Below are 10,664 nucleotides of genomic sequence, written 5' to 3'. Positions count from 1 at the left end.
AATATAAATTATGAAAAGAATTTTACTTTTACTGGTGAGTCTTGTTTCTTTTAGTTCGTTGGCTCAGCAAGACGTATTTAGCCGTGACAATTCAGGTACAGGCGATTGGTCAAGTACAAATAATCCGTGGTTTTATGGCGGTGATAAGCAAAATCCAGACAATAATGGGACAGTAAGAAATTTTGTAAAGATTGGTCATAATAATAATACAACTATGTTGACTAATGGTCGTTATTTTATACTTAATTCATTAGATTTTCAAGGTGGAGCATCAAGCCCGAGAACGATCAATAACAGCAATGGAGGTTTATCTATTTCTGGAGGAATATACAACGCATCCTCAGGAACACATACTTTTAATACACCTATTGGAATCGATGGAAGTTTAGTGCGATTGCATGCCAATGCATCAGGTGGTTTGTCTTTCACTAATACGATTTTTGTCAACAGTAATACGGTTGAGTTTGGGAATTTAGGTTCAGGTACTATTTCTGTTTCTGGAGTTATAGAAGGAGGAGGTCAGGTTGCAAAAGTCGGAAATAATATTTTAACATTTAGTGGACAAAACACGTACACTGGTACTACAACAGTTACTGCTGGTACACTGCAACTAAACCGAATTGGCGGCAGCACATTGCCTGCTATGAATAATGTTACTGTTGGAACAGGTGCTACACTTAGAATAAGTCAAAACCAAACTTTGAACAATATAACATTAAATGGTGGAACACTAACAGTTGACTCAGGTGTTGAACTTATTGTTAAAGAATTAATCTCAACTGGTACATCTACAATAACAGGGACTGGAATTGTAAAGCTTACTGACTTTTTAACAGTTTCATCAGGAACATTTACTACTAACGATAATTTAATTTTACGTTCTACAAGTGCTGGAACAGCGCGTGTTACACAAGTTGGAGGGACAATTTCTGGACTTGTTACTGTTGAACGTTATTTAACTGGTCGTAGAGCATTTAGATTCTTAACGCCAAGTGTTACTACAACTACATCAATATTTGCCAACTGGCAAAATGCTGGTGCAACTACAGCCGGAATTGGAACACACATTACAGGTTCTACTACTGGAGCAAACGGATTTGACACAACAACCACAGGAAATCCATCGATGTTTACTTACAATGCACAAGCTACAGGAACAACAACTGGATTTACAGCAGTACCTAACACTGACGTTACTACATTAAAAGCAGGTGCAGGTTATAGAATATTAGTTCGTGGTGATAGAAATGTAGATTTAACTGCTGCATCAGCTAACAACATGAATGTACCTACTACACTTTCAGCTAGAGGAACATTAACTACAGGAACGGTAACTTTTGATTCGTCAGGTGCTTCACCAGCACCAGTTAACAATCAAGCAGGAAACACGCAAACTAATGGTTTCACATTAATTGGAAATCCATACGCATCACCAGTAGATTGGCACGCAGTAACCAAAACAGGAGTTGCAGCCAATGCATATTATACTTGGGATCCTACTTTGGGTACTTCTACACAAAGAGGTCGTTATGTAGTATACTCTCAAGATTCAGGAACAGCGAACTTGTTAGATGATAACAGTGGATTACCATTAAATAGCCGTCAGTATTTACAAACAGGTCAAGCCGTGTTTATTAAAAATGCTAACTTGGCAACACCAGCTACATTAGTATTCAACGAATCTAACAAAGCAAGTACAAACCAATACGTATTCCGTAACAGTGAAGCAGCGCTAACATCAACTAATTCATCATTGTATTTATCGGTTTATGAACCAAATGAATTAGCACTTGGTGGAAATGCTATTGATGGTGCAGCGGCATTGTTTGGTGTAGACTACACAACAGCTTTAGACAACAATGATGTGGAAAAACTAGTTGCAACAGGAGAAAACTTAGCGTTTGTAAGAACAAGCAAAAACTTAGCGATAGAAACGGTTGCGCCAGTACAACCTAACGACGTATTGTTTGTAAAAACAATCGCTTTCCAACCTAATAAAAACTACACTTTTAAAGTAAACACACAAAATTTTGATGCCTCAGTAACGGCTAAAATGGTAGATATGTATTTGAATACAGAAACACCATTAGATGTAACACAACCAAGTTTTGTAACATTCTCAACAACAGCTGATGCTAATTCTTATGGAAGTGAGCGATTCAAAATTGTATTCAACAGCACAGCATTAGAAAATGATGACTTTGCTACAAATGCCATTTCAGTTTATCCAAATCCAATAGTAAACAATCAGTTTAACATTGCTTTACCAAGTTCAGTGACTGGAACAGTAAACGTATCGATTACTAACATGTTAGGTCAAGAAGTATACAAATCAACAAGTGATGCTGCACAAACAATGCTAGTAAGACCAAACCAACCGTTACAAGAAGGTGTTTATGTTGTAAGTGTAAACAACAATGGTAAAATAATGCAAACTAAAGTAATTGTAAAAAACTAAAAATCTAGATTATGAAAATCAAAAATATATCCAAACTACTTGTTTGCACGTTACTATTCTTAAGTCCATTAACGATGAGTGCTGATGATATTACCGATCAAGGAGGTGATGTTGCAGATGTACCAGCCGCACCAATCTCCGATTATGCACCAGTGCTACTAATAGGCGCATTAGCACTGGGTTATTCTTTCTTAAGAAAAAGAAGCGTACAATAAAGCTACTATTCGCAGCATATTTAAAAGTCCCAATACTAGATTGCACCCAAAAGTCTAGACAAGTTTATAATTAATTTTGATACTAATGAGTTCGATAATTTATCGGGCTCATTTTGTTTTCATTTGATTCCTTGTTAATTACGGATATTGAGTTTCACTTAACTTAACATCAGATAAAGTGTAGATTAAATAGATTAATGGTAACGTAAAGTTGATTTAACGATTATTAGGGTGTTTTGTCGAAAATATTTTACATGACGTTATTTAGGATGTAGTTTTGCCTCAGAAATAACACAAAAAGTAAAATGAATTCTCAAAACAATACCAATAGTAACTTCATGACAGCAAACAGAAACAGATTTTTGTTTTTTGTTTTATTGTTTTTAATGTCAAGTATTGGAATGTTTGGTCAATCTAATGTTGATTCTGTAGAAACTAAAATAACTCCAGAGAAAATTGAGTTAAAAGAAACTGCTGTAGTTTCTGTAAAATCTCAAATTGATTTTGTGAGCTGGTTTATGGGAACTAAACAATCTCAAATGATGGATTCAAAAACGAATCAGAATTCGTCAAAAGTAGTTACAAAAAAACAAATTTTATTTTTAGGTATTACACCAAATAAAGTTTTGTACAGAACTTTTATGAAAAAAGTTAGCAGTCAAAATAGTGCAGTTGTATAGATTAGTTAATATATAATTCGGTTAGTTAAAAAATAAAAAATCCTCTCAATTTGAGAGGATTTTTTTATGTGTAAAGTATAAATTATGCCTTTCTACTTCTTTTTTGCATTGTATAAACTGCGAACAATAAACCTACTATTAGTAGATAAATAAGTTTAGAATCTACAGATGCAGGTTGTGGCTCAGGAGTGCCTTCTAATGATGGTTGGCCTCCGTCAGTGCCAGCTCCAGGTCCTTGAGCAAAAACAATAAAATCCGATAAAAGGAAAAATCCTAACAAATATAATTTAAATAACTTTTTCATAAATTGATTAATTAAAGTCCAAATGTAAAATATTTTTTCTAGATATATGTTTTTAAATTGTTATTATTTTTCTGGTAGTCAGTATTAGTTTAATGATTTTTTTACTCTCATTAATTAAATTCTGATGTAAAAAACAATTTAACACTCGGGTATTTACTTTGTGTCATTTGAATGGTAAAATCAGAATCGGCTAAAAATACCAATTGACCGTATTTATCATGAGCCAAAAATTTCTGTTTCACTCTTTTAAATTCTTTAAACTCTTCACTCTTTGCATCATCAGGTTTTACCCAACAAGCCTTGTGTACAGGGAAGTTTTCATAAGTACATTTTGCACCATATTCATGCTCCAATCGATATTGAATAACTTCATATTGTAAAGCACCAACAGTTCCAATCACTTTTCTATTATTCATTTCAAGTGTGAAAAGCTGCGCAACGCCTTCATCCATCAATTGATCAACTCCTTTTTCAAGTTGTTTTGCTTTCATTGGATCGGCATTGTTGATGTATCTAAAATGCTCTGGTGAGAAACTCGGAATTCCTTTAAAATTCATATTTTCTCCTTCGGTTAATGTATCTCCAATTTTGAAATTTCCAGTATCATGAAGTCCAACAATGTCACCAGGATATGAAATGTCAACAATCTCTTTCTTTTCTGCAAAAAATGCATTTGGACTAGAGAATTTCAAACTTTTACCTAATCTAACGTGTAAATAAGGTTTGTTGCGTTCAAATGTTCCAGAAACAATTTTGATAAAAGCCAATCTATCACGGTGTTTCGGATCCATATTGGCATGAATTTTAAACACAAATCCCGATAATTTTTCTTCTTCAGGTTTCACTAATCGCGTATCTGAATCTTTTGGTCGCGGAGTTGGAGCAATTTCAACAAAACAATCGAGTAATTCTCTAACTCCAAAATTATTCAATGCAGAGCCAAAGAAAACGGGTTGTAAATCACCATTTAAATATTGTTCTCTATCAAATTTTGGATAAACCTCTGCAATTAATTCTAATTCTTCTCTTAATTTAGTTGCCGGTTTTTCTTTGATTAATTTCTCCAATTCAGGACTATTGATGTCAGATATCGCTATCGTATCTTCAATATTTTTTCTGCTATCGCCACTAAAAAGGTTGATGTTTTGTTCCCAAATGTTATAAATTCCTTGAAAATCATAACCCATTCCAATAGGAAAACTCAATGGAGTTACATGTAAACCCAACTTTTTTTCCACTTCATCCATTAAATCAAAGGCATCTTTTCCTTCACGATCTAATTTATTAATGAAAACAATAATCGGAATTTTTCGCATTCTACACACGGCAACCAATTTCTCAGTTTGTTCCTCAACACCTTTGGCAACGTCAATAACCACAATTACACTATCAACTGCAGTTAAAGTTCTAAAAGTATCTTCGGCAAAATCCTTGTGACCAGGCGTATCTAAAATGTTTATTTTCTTGTCTTTGTATATAAATGCAAGAACAGATGTTGCAACCGAAATTCCTCTTTGGCGTTCAATTTCCATAAAGTCACTCGTGGCACCTTTCTTAATTTTATTATTTTTAACCGCACCAGCTTCTTGAATTGCTCCTCCAAAAAGAAGTAATTTTTCTGTTAAAGTGGTCTTTCCAGCATCTGGATGCGAAATGATTCCAAATGTTCTTCGTCTTTGTATTTCTTTTAAAAAACTCATATCTTATTTAATGGACTGCAAAAATACTATTAATTAGCAAAATAACTAATTCAAATAAGTATTCTCTGTAAAGTTAGCTGTTTTATTTGTTAATAAATTTTTGTTAATAGTACATCCTAAACTTGTTTAATAACAACGAATTGTTACTTTTGTTGATTGTAATTACCGAAGTTTTTTAATATAATTATAACAGATGAAAAAAGTGTTTTTAGGATTATTGCTAGCATTAAATTTTGTGTCTTTTGCGCAAAATAATCCGAAAGAAGTTTTATTTACAATTGATGATAAACCGTATTATACCGACGAGTTTGAAAGAGTTTACAAGAAAAACTTAGATTTGGTAAAAGATGAATCACAAAAAGATTTAAATCAATACTTAGAATTATTTGTAGGTTATAAATTGAAAGTTAATAAAGCCAATAAAATTGGTCTTCAGAATAACGTTCAGTATCAAAACGAATTAAAAAGCTACAGAAACCAGCTTTCTAAAAATTACACTTCCGATTCTAAAGTTACTTCTGCCTTGATAAAAGAAGGTCACGATAGGTTACAACAAGAAATTAGAGCATCGCACATATTGATTATGGTGGATGAAAATGCATCGCCAGAAGATACTTTAATTGCTTACAAACAAGCAGTAGAAATCAGAAATAAAGCAGTTGCTGGTCAGGACTTTGGGAAGTTAGCTCAAGAATTTTCTCAAGATCCATCGGCTAAAGAAAACCTTGGTGATTTAGGTTATTTTTCAAGTTTTAGAATGGTCTATGCTTTTGAAAATGCAGCGTACAATACTCCTAAAGGTCAAATTTCTAAACCAATTAGAACACGTTTTGGATACCATGTTATTAAAGTAAATGACGTAAGAGCTAATAGAGGTGAAGTTGCCGTTGCACATATAATGCTTATGAGCAACAAAGAAGGTGCTACTCCAGAAAGTATCAAAAATAATATTAATGATATTTACAAAAAGATTCAACAAGGAGAAAGTTTTGAAGAATTAGCAAAACAATTTTCAGAAGATAAATCATCATCAACTAAAGGTGGTGTTTTAAACAGATTTGGATCGGGACAATTGAGTTCGCAAGAATTTGAAGATGTTGCTTTTTCTCTAACAAAAGACAATCCAATTTCGCAACCATTTCAATCGCAATTCGGCTGGCATATCGTGAAATTAATAGATAAATTTCCAGTAAAAGGATTAGAAGAATCGAAAGCCGATTTAGAAAATAAAATTGCAAAAGACGATCGTTCTAGGTTGATAACAAATTCATTGACTGAGAAGTTAAGAAAAAAGTATAAAATTAAGCGTGACGATAAAGTATATGCAACTGTTTCTAAATTAGTGACCAATGATTTTTACGAAGGTAAATGGGAAACACCAGAAAACACAAAAGAGTACAGTACATCTACCTTATTCACTTTAGATAAAAAATCATTTCCAGCAGATCAATTTTTAGCTTTCATCAAATCGCAACAAAAATCTGGTATTGCTACAAAACCAGTTTCAAAATTAGTTGATGTATTATATGCGAAATATGTTGATGAGCAATTAAACACGTATTACAATAGCAATTTAGAAGTAGAATTTCCAGAATTTGGAGCTGTTGTTGAAGAATATAGAGACGGTTTACTGTTATTCGATTTAATGGAAAAAGAAATTTGGGAACGTTCTAAAACCGATACATTAGGTTTAAAAGCATTTTATGAAACTCAAAAAGACAAACATAAATGGAAAACCAGATTGGATGTAACTACAGCGTCATCAACTAAACAAGAGGTTATTAAAAAAGCACTTGCTATGATGAAAAAAGGAAGTAGCGCAGATGCCATTAAAGAAAAGCTGAATACCAAAGAAGTTGTTAATGTAATGATTACTGAAGGTTTGCTAGAGTACGATGCGCCAACTTTACCAAAAGGAACAAAAGCAGAAGTTGGTTTTTCTGAAATTATAAAACAAGGTGATTATTATTTTGTAACCAATGTAAAAAAAGTACTTCCAGAGGCCAACAAATCATTTGAAGAAGCTAAAGGCAAAATAGTAAACGAATACCAACAATATTTAGAACAAAACTGGGTTAATGAATTGAGAAAAGAATTTCAAGTAAAAGTTAACAAAGACGTTTTTGAAAAAGTAAAAAGTAAATTAGCAAAATAATCAAAGAAGAACAAATCATTTCAATACATAGAATAACAATGAAAATTATCAAATTAAAATATATTTTAACCATTTTATCATTTCTAACTGCTGGAGTTTATACTAATGCACAAGAAATAATTGTAGATTCGGTTAAGGTAAAACAGAAAGTAGTTCAGTCGGGAAATAGACAAAAAATTGACGGTATCATTGCTACAGTTGGTGATTACATTGTTTTAGATTCAGATATTGATAAAGCACTTCTTGAAATTTCTAGTCAAGGTAACTCAGTAAAAGATATCACAAGATGCCAAATATTGGGTAAACTTCTTGAAGATAAATTGTATGCGCATCAAGCTATCCAAGATTCTATCGTTGTAAAAGATGAAGAAATCAGAGATAAAATGAGCCAACAATTGGAATACATGGTAGAACAATTGGGTTCTATGGATAAAGTTGTAAAGTATTTTAAAAAGAATAATGAAGAAGATTTTAGAACAGAATTATTCGACATTTTAAAGCAACAAAGATTAGCTGATGAAATGAGAAGAAAAATTGTTGACGACATTCAAATTAGCCCAGAAGAAACAAGAGTTTTCTATAAATCTATTCCAGAAATGGAACGACCAGTTTTTGGTGCTGAATTAGAAATTGCTCAAATTGTACTTGTTCCAAAAGTTTCTGAAGCCGAAAAGCAACGAGTAATTAACAAGTTAAAAGAAATCAAAAAAGAAGTAGAAGATGGCGCAAGTTTTAAAACTAGAGCTGTAATTTATACCGATGATAGAGCATCGGCTTCAACAGGTGGATTTTATAAGATTAATAAGAAAACAGGTTTCGTAAAAGAATTTAAAGATGTCGCTTTCTCTTTGCAAGAAGGTGAAATTTCTGAACCATTTGAAACGGAATTTGGTTATCATATTATTTATTTAGAGAAAATTAAAGGTCAAGATTTAGAGTTGAGACACATTTTAATGATGCCAAAAGTATCAGAAGATGATTTGAGCGAAGCTAGAGGAAAAGCACTTCTACTGAAGAAAAGAATTGAAGACAAAGAAATTACTTTCGCAGATGCTGCAAGAAGTTTCTCTGAAGAAAAAGAAACTAAGGCCAATGGTGGAACTTTGATCAATCCTAAAACTCAAGACACTCATTTCGAGTTGACTAAAATGGATCCAGAATTGTATGGTCACGTTTCTAATTTAAAAGATAATGAAATCTCTGAGCCAATTCTTGAAGAAGATCCACGTACTGGTAAAAAAATCAAACTTATTATCGTAACAAACAGAATTAACGAACACACAGCCGATTATAGTAAAGATTATACGAAAATTAAAGATTTAGCACTTAAAGAAAAACAAATTAAAGCCATCACTAAATGGACTAATGAGAAAATTAAAGAATCTTACATTAGCATCGGTGACGATTACAATAAATGTGAATTTACAAGTGATTGGTTAAAAAAACAATAATTAGGTTTAAATCTAATATCTACTACCTAAAATTTTATATCTAAAATCTAATATCTAAAATTAAATGTCAGACGTAACAGCGATACAGAATTTAGTTCAAAAAAGAATCGAACTTAAAAAAGAAATTTCAAAGATAATTGTAGGTCAAGATGTAGTTATTGATCAAATTTTATTAAGTATTTTTTCTGGTGGACACGCACTTTTAGTTGGTGTTCCTGGTTTGGCAAAAACGTTAATGGTAAATACTATTGCGCAAGCTTTAGGATTAGATTTTAAACGAATTCAGTTCACACCCGATTTAATGCCTTCGGATATTTTAGGAAGTGAAATATTAAACGAAAACAGAGAATTCAAATTTATAAAAGGACCAATATTTTCGAATATTATCCTTGCCGATGAGATTAACAGAACGCCACCAAAAACGCAAGCTGCTTTACTAGAAGCCATGCAAGAACGCGCTGTTACAATTGCAGGTCAAAATTATAAATTAGATTTGCCTTACTTTGTTTTAGCAACCCAAAACCCAATTGAGCAAGAAGGAACTTATCCGTTGCCAGAAGCGCAATTAGACCGTTTTATGTTTGCTATAAAGCTAGATTATCCTTCATTTCAAGAAGAAGTTGATGTGGTGAAAAACACTACTTCTGATGCAAAACCAATAATAAATCCGCTATTTACGGCTCAAGAAATTATCGATTTTCAACACTTACTTCGTCGTATTCCTGTTGCCGATAATGTTATAGAATATGCTGTCACGTTAGTTGGAAAAACCCGACCAAATTCTCCATTATCAAATGATTATGTAAACAATTATTTAGATTGGGGTGCAGGTCCAAGAGCTTCACAAAATTTAATTTTAGCAGCCAAAGCCAATGCAGCATTCAGCGGAAAATTCTCTCCAGATATTGAAGATGTAAAAGCAGTTGCAACCGGAATTCTACGTCACAGAATCATAAAAAATTACAAAGCAGACGCCGAAGGAATTACAGAAGAAATGATTATTGATAAGTTGTTATAAACTACAATTTCAAATATATTTAAAACCTAACTTGTGATAAACTTGTTAGGTTTTTTTTTATGTGAATTTGAATGGCTATACTAAAAAGATAATTTACTCGTTAGTTGATAAACCAATGACATCATGAAAAAATACTTACTATTACTTCCAGAATTTTTTATCATTGCATTATCAATTTATTGGTTTTTAGAAAATTACATGGGTTCTGGGTATGTAAATTACATTGCATTGGTAGTTTTTGTTATTGTAACTCTTCAAGTTTTTCTTAAAAACAAAATAGTAGGAATCATGCTAGGTTCCATACTTTTCCTTTTCGGATTATATATGGTTTTGGCTGTTCTATCGGAGTTTAGAAAATTCACTTCTATTGATTCATCAGCTATTCAACTTATCTCGGTCGGCTTTTTAATCTGTTTTGTACTAATTTCCTCTTCAATCGGTTTGATTTATAAATCTATTCCTAAACCGTTTTAGATTTAACTACTATATCGATTTAGTAAATCTTGCATTTTTTTGTGTTTCAAATAGGTAGAAGTAGCGATTTTACTCTAATTTAGAAACGTTCTTTGTTTGGATTTAAATTGCTAAATTTCGAATATGATAAAAAAAGGTTTCTAAATTAACAATTAATCAAAATTTTTATTAAAAATTGATTTTTATTTAATAATAAGTAGTCATATTAG

The 10,664-nt window shown here is 32.1% G+C and carries 9 protein-coding genes; 7 read left to right on the top strand and 2 right to left on the bottom strand.

From position 1 onward, the window contains the following. The first annotated feature begins 10 nt into the window (after positions 1–10). The 3 genes from DIU01_RS00985 to DIU01_RS00975 all read left to right on the top strand — a co-directional run bounded on the left by DIU01_RS00985 (position 11) and on the right by DIU01_RS00975 (position 3,353). A complete protein-coding gene (locus DIU01_RS00985) occupies positions 11–2,458 on the top strand; it encodes a T9SS type A sorting domain-containing protein (RefSeq protein ID WP_290831402.1) in 2,448 nt (815 codons plus the stop codon). Between the two features lie 11 nt (positions 2,459–2,469). After that, positions 2,470–2,673, top strand: a complete 204-nt coding sequence (locus tag DIU01_RS00980; RefSeq protein ID WP_290831401.1) for a hypothetical protein — start codon at positions 2,470–2,472, stop codon at positions 2,671–2,673. A gap of 305 nt (positions 2,674–2,978) precedes the next feature. Continuing rightward, positions 2,979–3,353, top strand: coding sequence for a hypothetical protein (locus DIU01_RS00975; RefSeq protein ID WP_290831400.1), 375 nt, complete (start codon positions 2,979–2,981; stop codon positions 3,351–3,353). A gap of 82 nt (positions 3,354–3,435) precedes the next feature. Here the strand turns inward: DIU01_RS00975 and DIU01_RS00970 are convergent, their stop codons facing one another. Further along, positions 3,436–3,657: a signal peptidase gene (locus tag DIU01_RS00970; RefSeq protein ID WP_290831399.1), complete on the bottom strand. Its 222-nt coding sequence runs from the start codon at positions 3,655–3,657 to the stop codon at positions 3,436–3,438. A gap of 110 nt (positions 3,658–3,767) precedes the next feature. After that, positions 3,768–5,357: a peptide chain release factor 3 gene (locus DIU01_RS00965; protein WP_290831398.1), complete on the bottom strand. Its 1,590-nt coding sequence runs from the start codon at positions 5,355–5,357 to the stop codon at positions 3,768–3,770. Positions 5,358–5,550: 193 nt separating this feature from the next. Here DIU01_RS00965 and DIU01_RS00960 point away from each other — a divergent pair, with 193 nt between their 5' ends. The 4 genes from DIU01_RS00960 (at position 5,551) to DIU01_RS00945 (ending at position 10,455) form a co-directional block, all read left to right on the top strand. Then, a complete protein-coding gene (locus DIU01_RS00960) occupies positions 5,551–7,512 on the top strand; it encodes a peptidylprolyl isomerase (protein ID WP_290831397.1) in 1,962 nt (653 codons plus the stop codon). Between the two features lie 38 nt (positions 7,513–7,550). Beyond that, entirely contained in the window at positions 7,551–8,963 is a 1,413-nt protein-coding gene (locus DIU01_RS00955) for a peptidylprolyl isomerase (protein ID WP_290831396.1), read from the top strand. Between the two features lie 64 nt (positions 8,964–9,027). Then, on the top strand, positions 9,028–9,981 hold the full coding sequence (locus DIU01_RS00950) for a MoxR family ATPase (RefSeq protein WP_290831395.1): 954 nt from the start codon (positions 9,028–9,030) through the stop codon (positions 9,979–9,981). Positions 9,982–10,104: 123 nt separating this feature from the next. Continuing rightward, positions 10,105–10,455, top strand: a complete 351-nt coding sequence (locus DIU01_RS00945) for a hypothetical protein (protein ID WP_290831394.1) — start codon at positions 10,105–10,107, stop codon at positions 10,453–10,455. Positions 10,456–10,664 lie beyond the last annotated feature (209 nt).

This window comes from Flavobacterium sp. (genome assembly GCF_003525665.1).
GTDB lineage: Bacteria > Bacteroidota > Bacteroidia > Flavobacteriales > Flavobacteriaceae > Flavobacterium.
This window is presented reverse-complemented; position numbering and strand designations above follow the sequence as displayed.